The sequence below is a fragment of the Cyanobium sp. ATX-6F1 genome (assembly GCF_047395825.1).
Classification (GTDB): domain Bacteria; phylum Cyanobacteriota; class Cyanobacteriia; order PCC-6307; family Cyanobiaceae; genus ATX-6F1.
In genome coordinates this window covers 884109-905026 of sequence record NZ_JBCEBF010000003.1, presented here as the reverse complement: position 1 = coordinate 905026, position 20918 = coordinate 884109, and the positions used below count along the sequence as shown (strand labels likewise).

The following is a 20918-nucleotide window of genomic DNA, read 5'->3' as shown; positions in this document are numbered from 1 at the left end:
GCCGCAGGGCGCGCCCGGACCGCTCACTACACTTCACGACCGGCGGCGCCCAGCTGGTTCATGACGAAGGTTCTCGTTTCCGACCCGATCGATCAGACGGGGATCAACATCCTCGCTCAGGTGGCCGAGGTGGACGTACGCACCTCTCTTTCCCCGGACCAACTCAAGGCGATCATCGGTGACTACGACGCCCTGATGATCCGCTCGGGCACCCAGGTGACCGCCGAGATCATCGAAGCCGCCAGCAAGCTGCGCATCATCGGCCGGGCCGGCGTTGGCGTCGACAACGTCGATGTGCCGGCCGCCACCCGCCGCGGTGTGATCGTCGTCAACTCCCCCGAGGGGAACACGATCGCGGCCGCCGAGCAGGCCCTGGCGCTGATGCTGGCGCTCTCCCGCCACGTGCCCCAGGCCCACGCCAGCACGATCGCCGGTGGCTGGGATCGCAAGACCTACGTGGGCAACGAGCTTTACAAGAAAAAGCTGGGCGTGGTGGGCCTGGGCAAGATCGGCTCCCACGTGGCCCGGGTGGCCAAGGCCATGGGCATGGAGGTGCTGGCCTACGACCCATTCATCACCGCCGAACGCGCCCAGCAGATTCAGGTGCGGCTGCTGCCGCTGCCGGAGCTGTTCGCCGAAGCCGACTACATCACCCTGCACCTGCCCCGCACCCCTGACACCGAGAACCTGGTGAACGCTGCGCTGCTGCGCACGATGAAACCCACCGCCCGGCTGGTGAACTGTGCCCGCGGCGGCATCGTCGACGAAGCGGCCCTGGCCGAGGCGGTGAAGACCGGCGTGATCGCCGGCGCAGCCTTAGATGTCTATGCCAAGGAGCCCCTGGAGGCCGATTCGCCCCTGCGCAGCGTCGGCGAGCGCCTGATCCTCACCCCGCACCTGGGTGCCTCCACCGAAGAGGCCCAGGAAAACGTGGCGATCGACGTGGCTGAGCAGATCCGCGACGTGCTGCTGGGGCAGCCCGCCCGCAGTGCCGTCAATATCCCCGGACTCAATGCCGAGGTGATGGAGCGGCTCAAGCCCCACCTGCAGCTCGCCGAGACCCTCGGTCAGCTGATCAGCCAACTCGCCGGCGGCCAGATCAGCGAACTGGAAGTGCGCCTGCAGGGCGCCTTCGCCAGCCATCCGGCCCAGCCCCTGGTGATCGCCGCCCTCAAGGGCCTGCTCTCCACCGCCCTGGGCGAAAGCATCAACTACGTGAACGCCGCCCTCGAGGCCAAGGAGCGCGGCATCCATGTGCTGGAGGTGAAGGATGAGGCCAGCCGTGATTTCGCCGGGGGCTCCCTGCAGCTGAGCGCCCGGGGCGCCAATGGCCAGCACACTGTCACCGGGGCTGTGTTCGCCGACGGCGACCTGCGCATCACCACCATCGACGAGTTCCCGGTGAACGTGGCCCCCAGCGACCACATGCTCTTCACCCGCCACCGGGACGTGCCCGGCATCATCGGCAAGCTGGGTTCGGTGCTCGGTGAGCACAACGTCAACATCGCCTCGATGCAGGTGGGACGTCGGGTCGTGCGCGGTGATGCCCTGATGGTGCTGTGCCTCGATGACCCCATCCCCCCAGCCTGCTGGCCACCGTCGTGGCCATCGAGGGCATCCAGGACGCCCACCCGGTCACCCTCTGAGCGCCCAGGCGATGGCAGCCCAGGGCTGGTGGCGACTGGAGATGGCGGCACCGGCTGAACTGGAGGAGTCGCTGCTGTGGAAACTGCCGCAGCTGGGGATCGTGCGGGTGGCGATTCGATCGCTCCCTGCCGATCCCCGTGCCCACCAGCTGGTGGCCTGGTTGCCTGAGGTCGACTGGCCCGAAGCCGAACGAGGGCGCCTGGAGGGCGCCCTCGCACCCCTGGCCGAAACCTTTGGCCTGGCCCTGCCGCCTCTGCAGTGGTTTCAGCAGAGCGATGAAGACTGGAGTCTCAGCTGGAAGCAGCACTGGCAGCCGGATCCGGTGGGCGAGCGTTTCCTGATCCTGCCGGCCTGGCTGGAGCTGCCGGAGGAACACCGGGAGCGGCTGGTGATCCACCTCGATCCAGGCAGCGCCTTCGGCACCGGCAGCCACCCCACCACCCGCCTCTGCCTGGAGGCGCTCGAAACCTTGGCGCGCTCGCGGGGCGGGACGCTCGCGGGGCTGCGGGTGGCGGATCTGGGCTGCGGCAGCGGCATCCTCGGCCTCGGGGCCCTGCGCCTGGGGGCGGCCTCCCTGGCCGCCAGCGATACCGATGCCCTGGCGGTGCGTGCCACGGGGGAGAACGCCGCCCTCAATGGCCTTGATCAGGGCAGCGCACCGGATGGTGCTGGGGAGCGACTCCAGGTGGCCCAGGGTTCGGTGGAGGTGCTGGCGGAGTTGCTCGCCGGGCGTCCCGCCGATCTGCTGCTCTGCAACATCCTGGCGCCGGTGATCGAGGCCCTCGCTCCCCAGTTCGTCGCGGTGCTCTCAGCCGCTGGGGTGGGCTACCTCAGTGGCCTGCTGCTGGAGCAGGTGGAGGGGCTGCGCGGGGCGCTTGCGGCCTGGGGATGGCGGGCGGAACTGGTGGGCTCCCAGGGCCCGTGGGGGCTGCTGGAGCTGCGCTCCGCCGTTGCCGAGTCCACCAAAGTTACATAAGGCACACTGATCTGTGCCCTCGCTTTGATTGGGCTTCTCTGGCCAGAGCGGCTGAATTGGCGGGATCGGCCCCTTCTGGATGTAGGAAGGTGCGGTCCTACAGGCCCGGAACCCACCAGGCGCCTGTGAGCCCTAATCCCTTCCATGGCTTCCTACAAGGTCACCCTCGTCAACGAGAGCGAGGGTCTCAACAAGACGATTGAGGTCCCCGACGACCAGTACATCCTCGACGCTGCTGAAGAGCAGGGCATCGACCTCCCCTACTCCTGCCGCGCCGGCGCCTGCTCCACCTGCGCGGGCAAGCTCACCGCCGGCACCGTGGACCAGTCGGATCAGAGCTTCCTCGACGACGACCAGATCGAAGCCGGTTTTGTGCTGACCTGCGTGGCCTACCCCACCTCCGACGTCACCATCAAGACCCACACCGAAGAAGAGCTCTATTGAGCCCTCCGGGAGGGGACCAATCGGGCCCCTCCCGCCCTTGAACCCTGCGTTCAGCGTCGCCACCCTGCTGGGTGGCTTTTTTGTCGCTCACTATCCCCGGTGCCGCCTTGGCTGAGGTTTCCTCAGGGTCCCGACCCGCACTGGTGCAGGAGCTGCTGGAACCCGGCAGCATCCATACCAGCCCGGGGGCCAATACAGCTACAGGGTGCTCGGCCCCTGCTGCCGACTGTTTGATCGAGAGGAGCTGCCCTGGCCCTGCTGTCGTCTGGCCTGGCGCAGCAAGGAGCCCAGCTGGCGCCGCATTGGCAGGCGCTTCGTGGCCGACCTGGCGGCCCGCCGCTGCCCTTCCTACGCCGTGGAGCTGCTGCAGCCTGGCTCACGTCCGACGCGCACGATCCTGACCCTGTTCGCCCAGCGGCTGGATCGCGAGTTGCAGGAGTGGTGGTACAGCAAGCGCCATGAAAAAGCCGCGGACACGGCCGCGGCTTTGGCAGAGGAGGTTTGAGCGCCGGCTGACGTCCGGGGGCTCAATCAGAAGTAGATCTTGCCGCCGCCCCACTGGATGCCTTGCACCTTCGGGGCCACAAGGATGTAACCGGCGATCAGGCGAAGGTCGTTGTCGTCGAGGTCGCGCATCTTCACGAAGATCTCGCTGCTGCGCATGCTGGGGTGGATTTCGGAAATGCTGTACTCCCCGTCGTAGGAGGTGGGGTCCTTGATGTAATCGACCAAGGCGTCGACCGAATCGCGTGGAGGGGTGGCCAGGGCCAGGGTTTCGGGGTCAAGGCCCACGTTCTGGTTGGTCTTGGTGATGCCACCGGCGTGGCAGCTGCCGCAGCTTTCGTTGAAGAGCTTGCGGCCGGCCTTGATCTCCTGCTCGCTGAAGCTGACCAGGCTGCCGTCGGGGCCGCCGGGCACCGTCAAGGTGGCGGCATCCCAGTTGGCCGCGGCCACTGGAGCCCCGAAACAGACCAGAAGCGCCAGCGGCAGAACCAACAGGATTCTGGCCGCGGCCCGGAGCGCAGAGGAGAGGAAAGAAGCCATGAAGGGAGCTGGCAAAATGGCGGTGGCACCACACCAGAGCCCTTGTATCACGGGCGGAGTGCCTGCCGGGGCGGAATCACGAAGTGTTGCAGCCACAGCTGCTTTGCGGCCCTGGCTCACTCCCCGGAGGGGGTCACCTCAAGGCTCATGAAATCCCTGGCGAGCACGGTGTTGGGGAAGATCGCCCGGGCCTCCGCAAGCAGGTCGTCGGGGGTGAGGGCATTCCCGGGGGCGTAGCGGGGACTCAGGTGGGTGAGCACCAACTGGCCCACCCCCGCTTCGGCCGCCGTCTGGGCGGCCATGGTGCTGGTGGAGTGCTGGCGCTGATAGGCCATCTCCGCTTCCCGGTGGGCGAAGGTGGATTCGTGGATGAGCAGGTCGGCGCCGCGGGCCAGCGCCACCGCCGCCTCCGAGAACACCGTGTCGGTGCAGTACACAACACTGCGGCCAGGCCGCGGCGCTCCGCAGAGGCTGCGGCCATCGATCAGGCGCCCATCCTCCAGCTGCAGACTGCGTCCCTGCTTCAGTTCGGCATAGATCGGTCCGGGGGGAATGCCCAGTTCCCGGGCCCGCTCGATGTCGAAGCGGCCTGCCAGGGGTTTTTGATCGATGCGGTAGGCGAAGGCGGGCACCCGGTGGTTCAACGGTGTGCAGCGCACCACCAGATCGTCGTCTTCGAGCAGGGGGTCGCCGCTGCGGGCCGCCGCCTCCACCCGGTGCACCCGCAGGGGATAGCCGATGCGGGTGGAGGAGGTGCGCAGCACCCCATCGAGGTAGTCGCGCAGGGGCTCGGGGCCATAGAGATCCACCCCGGGGCAGCTGCCGGCCATCCCCAGGCTGGCCAGCAGGCCCGGCAGACCGAACACATGGTCGCCATGCATGTGGGTGACGAAGATCCGGCGCAGCTGCGACACCCGCAGGTCGCTGCGCAGGAACTGGTGCTGCGTGCCTTCACCGCAATCGAACAGCCAGAGCTCGGGGCGCTGGGGCAGGCGCAGGGCAACGGCCGAAACGTTGCGGGCACGGGTCGGTACGCCCGAACTCGTGCCTAGGAAGGTGATCTGCACGCCCAGGGTGATGCCAGCTGCATGCTGTCACGCCTTGTAGGCCATCGGTCCTGCCGGCGTCGTGGCGGGCACTGGCGGCAGGCGTAGCCGGCGGCCACAATGGCGCCGCCCTTCGACTCCTCCTGCGCGCTTCGATGCCACGCACCCTTGCCCTGCCCCTAGCCCTCAGGCGCCGCCTGCCCCTGGTCACCGCGGCGGCGCTGGGTCTGTCACTGCTGCTGCCCAGGGAGGGCCGGGCCCAGCAGGGAGAACCGCAAGTGCGCGTGCTGCTGCTGGAGAGCGCCGCCGCCACCGTGAGCGGTCTGGCCGGTGGTCTGCGTCTGCGGGACGGCCGCGGCACGGTGCTGGCGGAGACCGCCGCGGGTCAACCCTCAGCCTGCGGCTGAGTGCCGCCCAGGTGGAGGCCCAGGGGCTGATGCGCCCTGTGGTCGCGTATGAACTCTGGATCGAGCCCCTGAGCCAGGCGGGAGGCGATGGCGCCCTGGCGGTGGAGAACCGCCGCTACCGCGGCCGGCTCCAGGTGCTGCCAGGAGCCTCCCAGCTTCAGCTGATCAACCACCTGGGGGTCGAGAGCTATCTGCCCAGCGTGGTGGGCAGCGAAATGCCCGCCAGCTGGCCCCTGGAGGCCTTGCGGGCCCAGGCCGTGGCGGCCCGCACCTACGCCCTGCAGCAGCGCAAGCCCGAGGCTCCCTTCGACCTGCGGGCCACCGTGGCCAGCCAGGCCTACAAGGGGGTCGAGGCGGAAACTCCCTCCACCTGGGAGGCGGTGCGGGGCACCCGCACCCTGGTGATCACCTACCGCCAGGCCCTGATCAACGCCGTCTTCCACAGCAGCAGCGGTGGCAGCACGGAGAACAGCGGCGAACTGTGGGCCCGCCAGCTCCCCTACCTGGTGAGCGTGAGCGATTTCGACGAGCAAAGCCCCGTGCGCGTCTGGCGACAGCCGCTGCCGCCGGAGCAACTGCAGCGGGCTTTTGCCGAGATCGGCGGGGCCAGTCGGATCGAGGTGCTCTCCAGTTCCAGCACCGGCCGGGTGCGCCAGGCACGGGTGCTGGGTCCCCGCGGCCAGCTGCTGCTGAGCGGGGCCGACCTGCGCCGCCGCCTTGGTCTCAGGAGCACCACGGTGCGCTTCGAGCCCCTAGGCACCGAGGCCCTCGGGCTCCCATCCCTGGGGGCGGATCCCCAGGGCCAGGCGGCGTGGGGCGGGGCGGCCCGCACTCGCTGGCCCCTGGCGGTGGATTCCGCCAGCGGCGCGCCGCTGCCTGGCCCGCCGCCGTTGCCGGACGTGTTCGCTCCTGCCGCTGCCCCGATCACCGGCCTGGTGGCGATCGGCCGCGGCTTCGGCCACGGGGTGGGCATGAGCCAGTGGGGTGCCTTCGGCCTGGCCCGCCGCGGGGAGGGCTTTGAGGCGATCCTGCGCCACTTTTACCAGGGCGTGGAGGTGGGACCGTTTCGCGAGAGCGTGGCCCAGCTGAGCTCCCTGCCGTCCAGCGCCGGCAGCCCAGCCGCCAGCCCTACGGCCACCACGTTCCGCATCCCGACGGTGATCGCCAACCGCCAACCCTGAGGGCAGACGCTGGGTTCTACGCCCACCCAGGTTGCCCGCTTGCGCACGCCCCTTGGCTCGATCCGCTTCAGGGTTTTCAAACGTCGTTCGTCGCCCACGGCCCAGCCCCATGCCGCTTTCCCAGGATCGTTTGCTGGTGGAAGCCGATGCCGAGGCGGTGGCCGAGCGGGTGGTCGATCGGCTGATCGAGGCCCTCAGCGCCGCTGGGCGGCGCCCCCTGGGACTCGCCACCGGCCGCACCATGGAGCCGGTCTATGCGGCCCTGCGCCGGCGCCTGGAGGCCTTCGAACCGGTTGTGCGGGGACGGCTGCTGGCGGGCTGGAGCAGCTTCAACCTGGATGACTACATCGGCCTTGCGGCGGACCATCCGGCCTCCTTTCACGCCGCCATGGACCGGAATCTGGGGGAACCCCTGGGCCTTTCCCCCGCCCAGCTGCGCCTGCCCGATGGCGGCGCCCCCGATCCCGAGGCCGAGGCCCGCCGCTACGCGCGCGCCCTGGCCGCCGCCGGTGGCCTGGGGCTGCAGTTGCTCGGGCTGGGGGAGAACGGCCACGTGGGCTTCAACGAGCCCCCTGCGGCCCAGGTGTCATCACCCGCTGCCTGCGCCTGAGCGCGGCCACCCGGCGTCAGAACGCCGCTGCCTTTGGTGGTGATCCGCAGCGGGTGCCGGAGCGGGCGATCACGGTGGGCCTCTCGGAGATCCTGGCGGCCAGGAGCCTGGTGCTGGTGGTCACCGGGGCCTCGAAGGCGCCGATCCTGCGGCGGGTGCTTGAGGGGCCTCCCCAGGAGGCGCTGCCCGCCAGCTGGCTGCTGGGGCACCCCGATCTGTCGGTGATCGCCGACCGGGCGGCCCTGGGACTCGAGGGCTGAGGCATCAGGCCATCGCGGCTTCCAGCAGGGCGTCTGTGGCCTCCAGGTTCGAGCTGACGCTGCGGACGTCGTCCAGTGATTCGAGCGCTTCAAGCAGCCGCAGGCTGGCCTGCAGGCTGTCCAGGTCGTCGAGGCGGCAGGGGGTTTCAGCTTGCCAGCGCAGCTCACAGCCCTCCACCCTCCAGCCGGCCGCCACCAGCGCCGCCTGCAGCCCCTCCAGCTGGGCCGGTTCGCAGAGCACCTCGGCGCCATCGTCTTCGAGGCTGTAGCTGATCACCTCTTGCTCCAGCAGGCTCTCGAGCAGGGCCTCCTCGTCTAAAGCGCTGCCGCTGAGCCGCACGACGCCGCGCAGGTCGAACAGGTAGCCCACGCAGCCGTTCTCCCCCAGGTTGCCGCCGTGTTTGCTGAAGGCCAGGCGCAGGTCCGCCGCCGTGCGGTGGCGGTTGTCGCTGAAGACGTCCACCAGCACGGCCACCCCGCCGGGGCCGTAGCCCTCGTAGCGGATCGCCTCCAGGTCGTTGCCGGCATCACCCCGGCCGGACCCCTTGGCGATCGCTCGATCGATGTTGGCGTTGGGCATTCCGGCGGCGCGGGCCTTTTCGATCGCCGTGCGCAGTTGGAAGTTGCCGGCTGGATCCCCACCGCTGCGGGCCGCCACGGTGATCTCCCGTCCGAGGCGGGTGAACACGGCGCCGCGCTTGGCGTCGACCACCGCCTTGGTGCGCTTGATCTGGGACCACTTGCTGTGTCCGGCCATCTCAACCCCGTGCGCCCAGCACCAGCTTCGGTTGGAGCAGGCCGTCGCCGTCGGCGCGGGCGATGCCCGCCCACTGGCCCTCGGGGTTCACCACCACCACCGTCTGATCATTCGCCAGGGTCATGGCGCTGGCAATGGCACGGCCGCAACACCAGCTGAGCTGGTCGGCGGCCCCCAGGCGCTGAAGGGGCAGGTGCGCCAGGGCGCTGAGCGGATCGATCAGGGGCGGACGGGGTGTGCGATCGAGAGCCTCCAGGGGGACACTGACGATCAGGTCGAAGCCAAGGGCTTCGGTGCGCCGCAACTGGGCCAGGGCGGCGCCGCAACCCAGACTCTCCCCCAGATCCCTGGCCAGGGATCGGATGTAGGTGCCGGCCGAGCAGCGCAGCTCCAGCTCCAGCTGGCCCGATTCCGCTTGCCAGCCCAGCAGCCGCAGGTGTTCGATCGTCACCGGCCTTGGCTCCAGCTCCATGGTTTCGCCCCGCCGGGCGCGCACATGGGCCCGCTCTCCTCCCACGTGCACGGCCGAAACCTGGGGCGGACGCTGCAGGATCGCCCCTTGGAAGGGGGCCAGGGCGGCCTCCAGGTTCGCCGCGCTCAGGAGTGGCACCGGCCGCCGCGCGATCAGCTCACCGCTCAGATCGTCGCTGCTGGTCGACAGCCCCAGCTGGATCACCCCCGGTAGGCCTTGGCCCCCTCGAGGTAGGGCAGCAGCCGTGTGGCGGGCCCCAGGGCGATCGGAAGCACTCCAGTGACGGCCGGATCGAGGGTGCCGCCATGGCCCACACGTTTGAGGCCATAGGCGCGGCGCACCCGGGCCACGCAGTCGTGGGAGGTGAGCCCGGCGGGCTTGTCCAACACCAGGAAGCCGCAGTGATTCTCGGGGCTGGGGGCGCCACGGCGGGCCAGGTCGGTGACGGCTCGCCACCCTATGGGGAGCCGTGCCCAGCAGCTGGAATCCATGAAGCTCGCCAACCGCCGTGACCTGGCCTTCCTGGTGCTGGCCGGAATCTTCCTGGGCACCATGGGGATGCTCAATATCCTCGGCCTGACGCGTTTCCTCAGCCTCGGTTCGATCGGCGGATGGCCGGTGGTGGTGGCCGTGGGGGCCTTGCCCTACCCGGTGACGTTTCTGTGCACCGACCTGATCAGCGAGATCTGGGGGAGCAGAAGGCGGGCCAGCTGGTCTGGGTGGGGTTGCTGCTGAACGGCTGGATCGTGTTGATTCTCTGGTTGGGCGGGGTGCTTCCGGGGTTTCCCGGCAGCGACGGCAGCACCTTCTTCGAGGTGCGCAGGCTGGCCTTCGGGGCCGTGGGGGCCTCGATGGTGGCTTACCTGGCGGCCCAGTTCACCGACGTGCGCCTGTTCCATTTCTGGAAGCGCCTCAGCGGCGGCAAGGCCCTGTGGTTGCGCAACAACGGCTCCACCCTGGTGAGCCAGCTGGTGGACACCAGCGCCGTGGTGCTGATCAGCCATTACGCCGCCCACGTGTTGCCGGTGGACGAGGGCCAGCCGGTGCTGCCCCAGTTGGGCTCGTTCATCGCCAGCGGTTACCTGTTCAAGCTGGTGGCCGCCCTGCTGGACACCCTGCCCTTCTATCTGCTGGTGGCCTGGTTGCGGCGCTGGCTGGAGGTTCCCGGCGCCGGGGCTGAACTGGGAGCGGAACTCGGGGCTGAACTGGGGGCGGGGTTGGGGGGCGAACTACGGTGAGCACTCGGGAGCAGATCTTGGCGGTGGCGGCAGCAGTTCTGGATCTGGAGCGCTTCGTCGCCGATGGCTTTGCGCTCAAGCGTCAGTTGGCGTCCCACCTGGAGCTGAGCCCCCAGGATCTGGAGCGGCGCCTGCCCAGCAGCACCGCTGATCTGGCGGCCCTGCACCCCGGGGCCTTCGATCCAGCCCAGGCCACGGCCTTCTATGAGCAGGAGGTGGGCACCGCTCACCTGCTCGAACTGGCGGCCTGGCACTTGGGCAGCGCCCCCTACATCGCCGACACCCTGCGCCTGCAGGAGCGGTTCGCCCGTGGTCAGGTGCTCGATTTCGGTGGCGGCATCGGCACCCATGCCCTGGCTGCAGCGGCGCTGCCCCAGGTGGAGAGGGTGTGGTTCGTCGATCTCAACCCCCACAACCGTGCGTTCGTGGCCGAGCGGGCCCAGGCCTTTGGCCTCGAAGACAAGCTGCGCTGCTTCCGCGACCTGGAGGATCCCGCCCTGCCGGGGCTGTTCGACACCGTGGTCTGCCTGGATGTGCTGGAGCACCTGGCGGATCCCGCGGGTCAGCTGGAGATTTTCGAGGGCCGCATGGAACCCGCCGCCATCGCCCTGCTCAATTGGTACTTCTTCAAGGGCTTCTCAGGGGAGTTTCCTTTCCACATCGATGATCCCGCCCTGGTGGAGCGATTCTTCCGCACGCTGCAGGGCCGTTTCCTTGAGGTGTTTCACCCCTTCTTGATCACCACCCGCGCCTACCGGCTGGCCAGCCCCAGCGGCGACCTGCTCAGCCCACGTTGACGCGCTTGCGGTTGCGCAGATTGCGCTTGATTGAGTCGAAGCTGACGATGCCGTCCACCAGGGCGAAGAGGGTGTCATCGGTGCCGCGACCGACGTTGAGGCCGGGGAGCACGGAGGTGCCGCGCTGGCGAATGATGATCGAGCCGGCGGTCACGGTTTCACCGCCGTAGCGCTTGACGCCCAGGCGCTTGCTGTTGGAGTCGCGGCCGTTGCGGGTGGAGCCTGTGCCTTTCTTGTGGGCCATGGTTTGGAAGTGAGGTGGTTGGGGGAAAGCCGGGGGATCAGGCGAGGGCCTTGCCGGCCACGGTGATCGATTGCACCAGAACCCTGGTCAGTTCCTGGCGGTGACCGTTCTTGCGGCGCGTCTTCTTCTTGGGGCGCATCTTGTAGACGATGATCTTCTGCCCGCGGCGGTGCTCCAGCACCTTGAGCTCGACGCTGGCGCCATCCACGTAGGGGCGGCCGAGGGTGGCGCCGGCGGCACCCTTGACCAGGAGCACGTTCTCCAGGGTCACCGTGTCATCGACCTCGGCATGGATCCGATCGAGGTCGTAGTAACGGTTGGGCTGCAGCCAGAACTGGGTGCCGGAGGTTTCGACGATGGCGTAGGTGCCGTTCGGCTCGTTGGCGGCAGCGGTGTCGGGGGAGGAACTCATGGGCAGGGGGGCATGGACAGGCTGACGGGGTTGGTTTGGTTCAAGTACCGAGTGGTTCAAGAACCGCCGTCATTGGGCCTGGCGCACGGCGCAGCGAAGTCAAACAAAGATCTTCCCCCGCCGCTCACCCCAACGTCAACACAAGGCCCTGATGCAGGCCGGCCTCAGACCAGGGCCATGCCGCCCGTGGGCTGGCTGCGCCGTTCGGCGTCCAGGCGCAGCTCGTCGCCATCGGCCTGCTCCAGGGGCAGATCGAACCAGAAGGTGGTGCCCACCCCCAGCTCGCTGGCGATCTGAATGCGGCTGCCGTGCTTCTCAAGAATGCCGCACACGATCGAGAGCCCCAGGCCGGTGCCTGCTTCGGTGTGGACGGCGTTCTCCACCCGGTAGAAGCGCTCAAAGACGCGCTCTTGATCTTCCATGGAGATGCCGCTGCCGCTGTCGGCCACCTCCACCCGCAGCCGCGGCAGGGGTGAGGTGAGCGCGCAGGACGGACGTTGATCGTCGTGGGCCGCGGTGGAGGCATCGGGATCCAGGCTGCAGGTGTCGGGCCAGGGGTAGGCCCGCAGCGCCACCCGACCTCCGGGGGCGGTGAACTTGAGCGCGTTGCCCAGCAGGTTGTCGAACACCTGCAGGAGCAGATCCCAGTTGCCGCGCACCAGCGGGAGCTGGGCATCCACCTCCAGATCCAGGCGAACCCCCTTCTCGTCGGCGTTGAGCTTGTAGGTGCGCAGGGTCTGCTCGATCGCTGGCCGCAGCTCCATGGGCTCAAACGTCCAGACCCGCTCCGATTCCAGGCGTGAGAGGTCGAGCACGTCGTTGACCAGGCGCGTGAGCCGGTCGGTCTCATCGTTGGCGATCGCCAGGAATTCCTTCTTTTCCTGCTCGGTGAGCTGATCTCCGAGGTCGTGGAGGGTTTCCACGTAGCTCTTGATGTTGAACAGCGGCGTGCGCAGCTCATGGGACACGTTGCTGATGAAGCGGCTCTGGGCCGCGTTCAGCTCCACCTCGCGGGTCAGGTCCTGGATCGTCACGGCGATGCCCTTGAGGCTCTCGCCGCTGGCGTCGCGCACCGACTGGAGCACGATGCGCAGGGTGCGGGCTGGATCCCCGAAGCTGCAGCGCACGTCGTTGATCTCCCTGGCGCCGCTGAGCAGGGTCTCCAGGGGGACCTGCAATTCGATCGCCAGCCTTTCCGGCAGTTCAGCGGTGAGTTCCCGCCCCTCCAGGTTGCGGCCCTCCCAGCGGAACAGACGCCGGGCGGTGGGGTTCACCAGCACGATCTGGCCCTCGGCATCGAGCAGCACGGCCCCATCGGCCATGGTGGCGATCAGGGATTGCTGCTTGACCTGGGCCGCCGTCAATTCCTCGATGTTGGCCTCGTCGTACGACTGCAGCCGTGAGGCCATCAGGTTGAAGCCATCCAGCAGCTCCCCGAGCTCCCCGCCCATCGGCAGGCCGATGCGGGCGGCGAAATCGCCGCCCTCGATGGCGCGCACCCCCATCAGCAGCTCCTTGACCGGACGGGTGATCGTCAGGGCGTTGAACACCGCCCCGAGAATCACCAGCACCCAGATCGAGATGAACACCGCCACGGTCACCTCACGGGTGAGGGCGGCGCTGGCCAGGGTGGTTTCGTTGGGGTTGATTCCCAGGGCGAGTACCCCCAGATCGCGCCCCTCGTTCACCAGCGAGACGAACACATCGGTGACCGCACCATCGGGGGTGAGGTGCTGGCGCACCAGGGGGTTCTGGGGGCGGCGCTTGAGTTCGGCGGGCAACTCCAGCCGGCGGCTGAGCAGCAACTCGCTGCTGTTGCTGGTGCCGCTGATCGGGATCCCCAGGTAGATCACGCCCTCTGGGTCGGCGAAGAAGATGTAGCGGAGGCTGCGGGTGGTGCGCCAGAAGCGCTCGGCCACCGCCGCCAGTTCCCTGTCGTTGCCTTCCGCCACCAGGGGGTGACGTTGGCGGAGAGCAGCAGCCCCAGGTCGCGGGCGAAGCGGGTGTCGCTCAAGCGCGCATCCGTCTGGATGCTGTTGAGGGCAATGAACGTGATGCCGGTCATCATCAGGCTCACCACCAGGGTGGCCACCGCCAGCAGCTTGGTCTGGAGGCTGAATTCGGCCCACCAGCGGCCCAGTCGTTGGCGCCAGTTCAGACCAGTTTCTTGCGCAGCCGGCGGCGGCCTCCAGCTCAGGCCGTTCGCTCCGCCGGAGAGGGACGATCCGGCCTGGGGATCGCCGTCCTGGCCAGCCCCGGCAAGCTCAGCACCGACAAGCTCAGCATTGACCGGGTCTTTGTCGGCCAGGTCTTCATCGGCCAGGTCATCAGCCACCAGGCCAGTGCCCTCGGTTGGGTGCGAGGCACCGGGAGGAGTGTCACTGGGGTCAGTGGTTCCGGGATCCGTGGCGTGGGGGTCGGCGATCAAGCGGCCGGAGCCTGGGGTAGCCCACCACCCTAGGGGCGACGCACCTGATGGCCGATGTCCCGCCGGAAGGTGATGCCCTCGAAGTGCACCTGGGACAAACCCTCGTAAGCGGCGGCGAAGGCCGCGTCGAAGTCTTCGGCCTGGGCCACCACCGCCAGCACCCGGCCGCCAGCCGTGCGGCAGACCCCGTCCGTCCCCCGACGGCTGCCGGCATGGAACAGTTGCAGCTGCTCGGAGGCCCCCAGCGTGCCGGTGATCGCATCGCCCTGGCGCACCTCCCCGGGTAGCCCGCGGCGGCGGCGATCACGCAGGCGCTGCAACCGGGGGCGATGGTCAGCTCCGGGGCCTGGCCCAGATCCCCCGGGCGCAGGCGAGCAGCACCGCCGCCAGTTCAGGCCCCAGCAGGGGCATCACCGTCTCGCATTCCGGATCGCCGAAGCGGCAGTTGAACTCGATCACCTTCGGGCCAGCCGCGGTGAGCATCAGACCGGCGTAGATCACGCCTCGGTAGTCGATGCCGCGCGCTCTCAGGGCCGCCAGGGTGGGCTCCAGCACCGTGCGTCGCACCTGCTCCAGCCCTGCCGCATCCAGCAGGGGCGCCGGCGCATAGGCCCCCATGCCGCCGGTGTTGGGGCCCGTGTCCCCTTCGCCGATGCGCTTGTGGTCCTGGGCCGGGGGCAACAGCACCATGCCGCGGCCATCGGTGAGGGCGAACACCGACACCTCAGGCCCACTCAGTCGTTCCTCCAGCACCAGGGCGGCGCCGGCGGCCCCGAAGCGGCCGGCGAACACCTCCTCGATCGCGGCGCGCGTTTCCGCCAGGGTTTCGGCCACGGTCACCCCCTTGCCGGCGGCCAGGCCATCGGCCTTCACCACCAGCGGCTGGGGGTGCTGCTCCAGCACCGCCAGGGCCTGCCCACGGCTGGCGGCCGCCCAGTGGAGCGCCGTGGGCACCCCCGCCTCCAGCATCAGCGCCTTGGCCCACTGTTTGCTGGCCTCCAGGCGCGCCCCATCGGCGCCGGGTCCGAACACCGCCAGACCGCCGGCGCGCAACGTGTCGGCCAGGCCGGCCGCCAGGGGACCCTCCGGACCCACCACCACCAGCTCGATGCGGCGCTCAAGGGCCGCCGCCAGCAGGCCGTCGCCATCGGTTTCGGCCAGGGCCAGGGCCTCGCAGCCCTGCAGCTCGGCGGTGCCGCCGTTGCCGGGCGCCACCCAGACCCGCTCCACCCCATGGCAACGGGCCAGGGCCCAGGCCAGGGCGTTTTCGCGCCCCCCGAGCCGATCAGCAGCACCCGGCTCGGGCTGGGGGCGGTCTCTGGGAAGCTCTCTGGGGCGGTCTCTGGGGTGGTCATGGGGCCGGGCGGGGCGGGGGCCAAGGAGGGGTGGCGCGGCTCCCTTAGGTTGTGGCCCGGTGGCCAGCCGCTGTGCCTTCCCTCTCTACATGCCGATGCGCAAGCTCCCCCTGCGGCTCCGGCCAGGAGCCCGAAGCCGAGGGGCGGTGATCGCGGCACTGGCGGCCTTGCTCGCCACTTCCGGGGCCACGGCCGTCCCCCTGTCCCCCGCTCCCCTACCGGTGGCGGCGATGGCCGAGCCGGCCTTTCGGGCGGTGCTCAAGGACGGTGGGCTGGCTGATCTTGAGCAGGCCTGCCAGGACGCGGCCCGCTTCGATCAAGCCGAGAGGCTGCGTCTGCTGCGGGACCGCCTGCTGCTGGTGCGGCCGGTCCCCCAGCCCTTCGCCGTGGTGCTGGCCAATGCCAATGCCCTGCTGAGCTGCAAGGCACCGGCAACCTCCCTGCTGGTGCTCGACCGCTACGGGCCGGGGGCCGGCGCCGAGCGAGACCAGTGGCTGATTCAGGTCTGGCGCGGGGCCAGCGCCGCCCTGCAGCATCGCCGCGCCGCCGAGGCCCTGACCCGGCTGGCGGCCGGCAACCTTGCCAGCCTTGAAACCATTGCGCTGCCGTTGCTGCTGCGGGAGGACGGCACCCTGGCCACCCGCCCTGCCCTCGATGCCCTGGCGGACCATCTGCAAATTCTTGGCGAGAACGAGCAGGCGGCTCGTGTGCTGCTGGCGGGTCGGCTGCCCGGCAAGATCGCCGCCGAGCGTCTGGCCCGGGCGGCCCAGCTCATGGCCTCGCTGCCCCTGGAGGAGCGCGACCGCTTGATCGAAGCGGCCCTCGACCAGGCCGCCGCCGCCGCTGCCTGGGGGCTGGCCTCGGAGTTGCTCGAGCAGCAGCGGCTCCAGGCCCAGAGTGGCGGCGGTGATCCGTCCAGGGCGCTGGCCCGGCACCTGCGCCTGAGCCAGCGCATCGACGATGCCTACGGCGAATGGCTGCTGCGGCGCCAGGATCCCACCCAGGCCGACCGCAGTCGCGCCCTCGAGCGCAGGCTCCGCTCTCCCCGTGACTCCGGCGGCCACGCCGCCCCGCCCCCATGACGACGATCGAACTCGGCCCGCTGCTCTATGAGGGCAAGGCCAAACGCGTCTACCGCAGCGCCGATCCCGAGCGACTTGCGGTGGAGTTCAAGGACGACGCCACCGCCTTCAATGCCCTCAAGAAGGCTCAATTGGAGGGCAAGGGAACGCTGAATTGCCGCATTTCCGCCCTGCTGTTCGAGCGCCTCGAGGCCGCCGGGGTCCCCACCCACTACCTGGGACTGCTCAACCCCAGCTGGATGGTGGTGCGGCCGGTGCGGATCGTGCCGATCGAAGTGGTGATCCGCAACCTGGCCGCCGGATCGCTCTGCAAGCAGCTGCCGATCACCACCGGCACCCGCCTCGATCCGCCCCTGCTGGATCTCTATTACAAGGACGACGCCCTGGGCGATCCCCTGCTCACCGAGGCCCGCCTGGCCTGGCTGGGCCTGGTGAGCGCCGATCAGCGCGCCGCGATCGAGGCTCTGGCCCGCCGGGTGAATGGGGAGCTGCAGCCGTTCTTCGCCGCCCTTGGCCTGCAGCTGGTGGATTTCAAGATCGAACTGGGCTTCACCAACGCGGGCGAGTTGGTGGTGGCCGATGAGATCAGCCCCGACACCTGTCGGTTCTGGGACCTGGATGTGGAGGACAGCCAGGACCGCATCCTGGACAAGGATCGATTCCGGCAGGATCTGGGCGGTGTGATCGAGGCCTACGGGGAGGTCCTCAAACGGGTCCAAGGGGCCTGTCCGCAGGCCCGCATCTACCAGTAAGGTCAGCCCACTTTGCGGCTTCGGCCGCCTTGCGTCGAAACCCCATGGCCGTCTCCCGCGTCAGCATGAACCGCACCCTTCGGTTCCGCGGGTCCAGGGGTTTTGGCGCCGCCCTGCCGCTGACGGCCGCTTCCCTGGCTCTGGTGGGTCTGCTGGCCCCGGGCCGGGCCCAGGCGCAGCAGCCGTCCAGCTCCAAGCCATCAGCCACCCCCACGGCGCAACCCGCCGCCCCTCAGTCGTCACCGACCACAGGGCAGCCCAGCACTCCCCAGCCCGCACCCTCCCAGCCTGCACCGTCTCAGTCGGTACCGTCTCAGTCAGCACCGCCCCAGTCCCAGCAGACGGATCAGGGCCCGGGTCCCGGTCCCGGTCCCAGCCCGGCGGGGCCACCCACGGGTGAGACCTTCACCCCCAGCGCCTCGGAGCCGCGCGTGCTGATCAGCGAGGTGGCGGTCGCGGGGCTCGATGGCCATCCCGAGCGAGAGCGATTGGAGCGGGCCGTCTACGACGCCATGGCCAGCCGCCCCGGCACCCGCGTCAGCCGCAGTGAACTGCAGAACGATCTCTCGGCGGTCTATGCCACCGGCTGGTTCTCGGATGTGCGCATCCAGCCCACCGACAGCGCCCTGGGCGTGAAGCTGGTGGTCACCGTGGCCCCGAACCCGGTGCTGCAGAAGGTCGAGATCGATCCGGTCAAGGCCAAGCTGCCCGCCAGCGTGATCAAGGACACCTTCGCCGCTGACTACGGCAAGACCCTCAACCTCAACGCGCTCCAGAGCCGCATGCAGGAGCTGCAGCGCTGGTACTCCGACAAGGGCTACTCACTCGCCCGCGTCACCGGCCCGAACCGGGTGAGCCCCGAGGGGGTGGTGGAGCTGCAGGTGCGGGAGGGCACGGTCAGTGGCGTGGAAGTGCAGTTCCTCAACAAGGAGGGATCGACCACCAACGAGAAGGGCCAGCCGATCAAGGGCAAGACCAAGCCCTGGGTGGTGAGTCGGGAGATCTCGATCAAGCCCGGCGAGGTGTTCAACCGCCGTCAGCTCGAGGAGGACATCAAGCGGCTCTACGGCACGGGCCTGTTCGGTGACGTCAAGGTCACCCTCAAGCCCGTGCCGGCCACTCCCGGCGAGGTGGTGATCGTTCTGGGCATCGTCGAGCAATCCACCGGCTCCCTCTCCGGCGGCCTGGGCTACAGCCAGAGCCAGGGGGTGTTCGGCCAGATCCAGCTCCAGGACAGCAACCTGGCCGGCCGGGCCTGGGACACCTCGTTCAATTTCACCTACGGCCAGTACGGCGGCCTGGCGGACATTTCCTTCACGGACCCCTGGATCAAGGGGGACCGCTTCCGCACCGCCTTCCGGGCACGGGTGTTCCTCAGCCGCGATGTTCCCCAGATCTTCCAGAGCCAGGACAACGGCAACTTCAACACCGTTTCTGATGTCTCCTCGGATTTCTTCAAGGCGCCATCCACGGCCATCGCCAACAACATCTTCAACAGCAATAACCTGGCCGGCCGAACCTATGCCAACGTTCAGGAGGCCCAACAGGCGAACGGGGCCCTGGGGACCAACAACAACTGGTTCGCTCTCGATAACAACTCCATTGCCATCCAGCGGGTCGGCGGCAGCCTCCAGCTGATCCGGCCCCTCAATGGTGGCAATCCCTTCAAGAAGGCCCCCTGGACGGTTGTTGTCGGCCTCAATGCCCAGGAGGTTCGCCCGATCAACTTCGCGGGCGACACCATGCCCTACGGGGTGACGTCGACGTTCAACGGCGGCACCACCAACGTCAGCAACGTCATCTGCATCGCCTACAACTGCGCCACCTCGAACCAGCTGGTGGGCCTGCGCCTGGCGGCCACGCGCAACACCCTCAACGACGCCCGCAACCCCACCTCCGGCAACTTCCTGAGCCTGGGCACCGAACAGTTTCTGAGCGTTGGCCCTAACTCACCCACCTTCAACCGCCTGCGCGGCAGCTACACCCACTACATCCCGGTCAACTGGTTCAAGTTCTACAAGGGCTGCCGGCCCAAGCGGGGTGAGACTGCTGATTGCAAACAGGCCCTGGCGTTCCAGGTCACCGCTGGCGCCAACATCGGTCAGCTGCCTCCCTACGAGGCCTTCTGCCTGGGTGGCTCCAACTCCGTGCGCGGCTTCTATGACTGCAACCTCGGGGTCGGGCGCAACTTCGGTGAAGCCACGATCGAATACCGCTTCCCCCTGTTCAGCATCGTCAGCGGCGAACTGTTCATTGATGGCGGCACCGCCTTCGGCAGCCAGAAGGATGTGCCCGGCAATCCCGGTGAGCTGCTGGGCAAACCCGGTCAGGGCTTCTCGGTGGGCACCGGCCTGATCGTGACCACACCGGTGGGCCCCCTGCGCCTGGAGGTGGCCAGCCAGGACTTCACCAGCAACTGGCGTTTCAACCTGGGTGTGGGCTGGAAGTTCTAGTGAGCCTCTGGCCTGAGACCTACCAGCAGGCCTGGACGCTGCGGGGACCTGTGGAGCGATGTGGGGTGGGGTTGCACAGCGGTGCCAGCACCCGGGTGCGGCTGGAGCCCTGCGAACGGCCCGGCTTCTGGCTGGGGGCCCTGGGGAACGGCTCCGGAGGCCTGACCCGGCTGCACCCCAGCCAGGTGAAGGACACGCGGCTCTGCACGGCCCTCCAGCTGGATCAGCAGCGCCTGGCCACGGTGGAGCATCTGCTGGCGGCCCTGGTGGGTACGGGCCTGACCCATGTGGAACTGCGGGTGGAGGGCGAGGAGGTGCCCCTGCTGGATGGTTCCGCCCAGGGCTGGGTGGAAGCGATCGCCGAGGCGGGGCTGCACCCGTTGGGGGAACGGGAACCACTGCAGGTCTTGGCGTCGCCGATCTGCGTGCACCAGGGTCTGGGTTTCCTCACCGCCATCCCCTGCGATCGGGTGCGCCTGGCGGCCGCCGTGGAGTACCCCCAGGCCGCGATCGGCCGCCAGCTGTTCAGCCTCGAGCTCACCCCCCAAAGCTTCGTGGCCGAGCTGGCGCCGGCCCGCACCTTCGGCTTCCGCGAGCAGATCGAACAGTTGCGCGCCGCGGGTCTGATCCAGGGCGGGGCCCTGGAGAATGCCTTGGTTTGCGATGGGGATCACTGGATCAATCCGCCCCTTCGCTTCGCTGATGAACCGGTGCGCCATAAGCTGCTGGACCTGCTGGGGGACCTGGCACTGGTGGGCCTCCCCCAGGCCCAGGTGTTCGCCTACCGCGGGTCCCATGGGCTTCATACGTCCATGGCCGCGGCCCTTGCCGCCCAGTTCCGCCCCTCCTGAGCCCCTTGTCCGTGTCCCCCGCCGGCGCCGCCATCCTTACCAGTGAGCAGATCCTCTCCCTGCTGCCCCACCGTTTCCCCTTCGCCCTGGTGGACCGGGTGATCGAGCATGAACCCGGCAAACGGGCGGTGGCGATCAAGAACGTGACGCTCAACGAGCCCCAGTTCCAGGGCCATTTCCCTGGCAGGCCCCTGATGCCAGGGGTGCTGATCGTGGAGGCCATGGCCCAGGTGGGGGGACTGATCGTGGTTCAGATGCCTGAATTCGAGAAAGGGCTGTTCGTGTTCGCCGGCATCGATGGGGTGCGTTTCCGCCGGCCGGTGGTGCCGGGGGATCAGTTGCGGATCAGTTGTGAGTTGCTCAGCCTCAAGCGCAGGCGCTTCGGCAAGGTGCGCGCCGAGGCCACCGTCGATGGTGAGCTGGTCTGCGCCGGGGAATTGATGTTTTCTCTGATGCAATAAG

At 68.8% G+C, this 20918-nt stretch carries 17 protein-coding genes and 6 pseudogenes; 15 read left to right on the top strand and 8 right to left on the bottom strand.

Annotated features, from left to right (window positions below):
• The first annotated feature begins 60 nt into the window (after window positions 1-60).
• From serA to AAF143_RS16900, 4 genes and pseudogenes are all read left to right on the top strand, one after another.
• Window positions 61-1646, top strand: a pseudogene (gene serA / locus AAF143_RS16915) (phosphoglycerate dehydrogenase).
• 41 nt (window positions 1647-1687) lie between these two features.
• On the top strand, window positions 1688-2623 hold the full coding sequence (locus AAF143_RS16910; protein WP_414027524.1) for a 50S ribosomal protein L11 methyltransferase: 936 nt from the start codon (window positions 1688-1690) through the stop codon (window positions 2621-2623).
• 144 nt (window positions 2624-2767) lie between these two features.
• On the top strand, window positions 2768-3067 hold the full coding sequence (locus AAF143_RS16905) for a ferredoxin (protein WP_255008917.1): 300 nt from the start codon (window positions 2768-2770) through the stop codon (window positions 3065-3067).
• Between the two features lie 107 nt (window positions 3068-3174).
• Window positions 3175-3572, top strand: a pseudogene (locus AAF143_RS16900) (hypothetical protein).
• Between the two features lie 26 nt (window positions 3573-3598).
• On the opposite strand, the gene psbV reads toward AAF143_RS16900, so the two are convergent.
• Together psbV and rnz are read right to left on the bottom strand one after the other, a co-directional pair.
• Window positions 3599-4111 carry a photosystem II cytochrome c-550 gene (psbV, locus tag AAF143_RS16895; protein ID WP_255008918.1) on the bottom strand — a complete coding sequence of 171 codons (513 nt, stop codon included), beginning with the start codon at window positions 4109-4111 and terminating at the stop codon, window positions 3599-3601.
• A 116-nt stretch (window positions 4112-4227) separates the two neighbouring features.
• Window positions 4228-5178 carry a ribonuclease Z gene (gene rnz / locus AAF143_RS16890; protein ID WP_255008919.1) on the bottom strand — a complete coding sequence of 317 codons (951 nt, stop codon included), beginning with the start codon at window positions 5176-5178 and terminating at the stop codon, window positions 4228-4230.
• Window positions 5179-5312: 134 nt separating this feature from the next.
• Between rnz and AAF143_RS16885 the strand changes: the two genes are divergently transcribed.
• From AAF143_RS16885 to AAF143_RS16870, 4 genes are all read left to right on the top strand, one after another.
• Window positions 5313-5564: a hypothetical protein gene (locus tag AAF143_RS16885; RefSeq protein ID WP_414027422.1), complete on the top strand. Its 252-nt coding sequence runs from the start codon at window positions 5313-5315 to the stop codon at window positions 5562-5564.
• A gap of 29 nt (window positions 5565-5593) precedes the next feature.
• Window positions 5594-6745 (top strand): SpoIID/LytB domain-containing protein, encoded by a 1152-nt coding sequence (locus tag AAF143_RS16880; protein WP_414027421.1) that lies wholly within the window; start codon window positions 5594-5596, stop codon window positions 6743-6745.
• A 109-nt stretch (window positions 6746-6854) separates the two neighbouring features.
• Window positions 6855-7355: a 6-phosphogluconolactonase gene (locus AAF143_RS16875; RefSeq protein ID WP_414027420.1), complete on the top strand. Its 501-nt coding sequence runs from the start codon at window positions 6855-6857 to the stop codon at window positions 7353-7355.
• 53 nt (window positions 7356-7408) lie between these two features.
• Window positions 7409-7615, top strand: coding sequence for a 6-phosphogluconolactonase (locus tag AAF143_RS16870; protein WP_414027419.1), 207 nt, complete (start codon window positions 7409-7411; stop codon window positions 7613-7615).
• 4 nt (window positions 7616-7619) lie between these two features.
• On the opposite strand, the gene AAF143_RS16865 is transcribed toward AAF143_RS16870, so the two are convergent.
• Together AAF143_RS16865 and truB are read right to left on the bottom strand one after the other, a co-directional pair.
• On the bottom strand, window positions 7620-8372 hold the full coding sequence (locus AAF143_RS16865) for a YebC/PmpR family DNA-binding transcriptional regulator (RefSeq protein WP_255008923.1): 753 nt from the start codon (window positions 8370-8372) through the stop codon (window positions 7620-7622).
• 1 nt (window position 8373) lies between these two features.
• A pseudogene (truB, locus tag AAF143_RS16860) lies at window positions 8374-9158 on the bottom strand (tRNA pseudouridine(55) synthase TruB).
• A gap of 175 nt (window positions 9159-9333) precedes the next feature.
• On the opposite strand from truB, the pseudogene AAF143_RS16855 reads away from it, so the two are divergent.
• Window positions 9334-10082: pseudogene (locus AAF143_RS16855) on the top strand (queuosine precursor transporter).
• Window positions 10079-10879 (top strand): class I SAM-dependent methyltransferase, encoded by an 801-nt coding sequence (locus tag AAF143_RS16850; RefSeq protein ID WP_414027418.1) that lies wholly within the window; start codon window positions 10079-10081, stop codon window positions 10877-10879. Before AAF143_RS16855 ends, AAF143_RS16850 begins: the two are co-directional and overlap by 4 nt.
• Here the strand turns inward: AAF143_RS16850 and rpmA are convergent.
• The 4 genes and pseudogenes from rpmA to purD all read right to left on the bottom strand — a co-directional run bounded on the left by rpmA (window position 10866) and on the right by purD (window position 15318).
• A complete protein-coding gene (gene rpmA / locus AAF143_RS16845) occupies window positions 10866-11123 on the bottom strand; it encodes a 50S ribosomal protein L27 (protein WP_255008934.1) in 258 nt (85 codons plus the stop codon). The genes AAF143_RS16850 and rpmA overlap by 14 nt on opposite strands.
• A 37-nt stretch (window positions 11124-11160) precedes the next feature.
• Window positions 11161-11535 (bottom strand): 50S ribosomal protein L21, encoded by a 375-nt coding sequence (gene rplU / locus AAF143_RS16840; protein ID WP_255009118.1) that lies wholly within the window; start codon window positions 11533-11535, stop codon window positions 11161-11163.
• A gap of 164 nt (window positions 11536-11699) precedes the next feature.
• A pseudogene (locus AAF143_RS16835) lies at window positions 11700-13732 on the bottom strand (ATP-binding protein).
• 260 nt (window positions 13733-13992) lie between these two features.
• Window positions 13993-15318 (bottom strand): annotated as a pseudogene (purD, locus tag AAF143_RS16830) (phosphoribosylamine--glycine ligase).
• Between the two features lie 167 nt (window positions 15319-15485).
• Here purD and AAF143_RS16825 point away from each other — a divergent pair.
• The 5 genes from AAF143_RS16825 to fabZ are packed head-to-tail and all read left to right on the top strand — an operon-like array spanning window position 15486 to window position 20917.
• Window positions 15486-16400, top strand: a complete 915-nt coding sequence (locus AAF143_RS16825) for a hypothetical protein (protein WP_414027417.1) — start codon at window positions 15486-15488, stop codon at window positions 16398-16400.
• Entirely contained in the window at window positions 16397-17152 is a 756-nt protein-coding gene (gene purC, locus AAF143_RS16820) for a phosphoribosylaminoimidazolesuccinocarboxamide synthase (protein ID WP_255008940.1), read from the top strand. Before AAF143_RS16825 ends, purC begins: the two co-directional genes overlap by 4 nt.
• Window positions 17153-17196: 44 nt before the next feature.
• Window positions 17197-19605 carry a BamA/TamA family outer membrane protein gene (locus AAF143_RS16815; RefSeq protein ID WP_255008941.1) on the top strand — a complete coding sequence of 803 codons (2409 nt, stop codon included), beginning with the start codon at window positions 17197-17199 and terminating at the stop codon, window positions 19603-19605.
• Window positions 19605-20456, top strand: a complete 852-nt coding sequence (lpxC, locus tag AAF143_RS16810) for a UDP-3-O-acyl-N-acetylglucosamine deacetylase (protein ID WP_255008943.1) — start codon at window positions 19605-19607, stop codon at window positions 20454-20456. Before AAF143_RS16815 ends, lpxC begins: the two co-directional genes overlap by 1 nt.
• A 32-nt stretch (window positions 20457-20488) precedes the next feature.
• Window positions 20489-20917 carry a 3-hydroxyacyl-ACP dehydratase FabZ gene (gene fabZ, locus AAF143_RS16805; protein WP_255009120.1) on the top strand — a complete coding sequence of 143 codons (429 nt, stop codon included), beginning with the start codon at window positions 20489-20491 and terminating at the stop codon, window positions 20915-20917.
• Window position 20918 lies beyond the last annotated feature (1 nt).

Coding starts and splice junctions, on each gene's coding strand:
- AAF143_RS16910 (WP_414027524.1), top strand. CDS start 1,688: ATGGCGGCACCGGCTGAACTGGAGGAGTCGCTGCTGTGGAAACTGCCG.
- AAF143_RS16905 (WP_255008917.1), top strand. CDS start 2,768: ATGGCTTCCTACAAGGTCACCCTCGTCAACGAGAGCGAGGGTCTCAAC.
- psbV (WP_255008918.1), bottom strand. CDS start 4,111: ATGGCTTCTTTCCTCTCCTCTGCGCTCCGGGCCGCGGCCAGAATCCTG.
- AAF143_RS16885 (WP_414027422.1), top strand. CDS start 5,313: ATGCCACGCACCCTTGCCCTGCCCCTAGCCCTCAGGCGCCGCCTGCCC.
- AAF143_RS16880 (WP_414027421.1), top strand. CDS start 5,594: ATGCGCCCTGTGGTCGCGTATGAACTCTGGATCGAGCCCCTGAGCCAG.
- AAF143_RS16875 (WP_414027420.1), top strand. CDS start 6,855: ATGCCGCTTTCCCAGGATCGTTTGCTGGTGGAAGCCGATGCCGAGGCG.
- AAF143_RS16865 (WP_255008923.1), bottom strand. CDS start 8,372: ATGGCCGGACACAGCAAGTGGTCCCAGATCAAGCGCACCAAGGCGGTG.
- rpmA (WP_255008934.1), bottom strand. CDS start 11,123: ATGGCCCACAAGAAAGGCACAGGCTCCACCCGCAACGGCCGCGACTCC.
- rplU (WP_255009118.1), bottom strand. CDS start 11,535: ATGAGTTCCTCCCCCGACACCGCTGCCGCCAACGAGCCGAACGGCACC.
- purC (WP_255008940.1), top strand. CDS start 16,397: ATGACGACGATCGAACTCGGCCCGCTGCTCTATGAGGGCAAGGCCAAA.
- AAF143_RS16815 (WP_255008941.1), top strand. CDS start 17,197: ATGGCCGTCTCCCGCGTCAGCATGAACCGCACCCTTCGGTTCCGCGGG.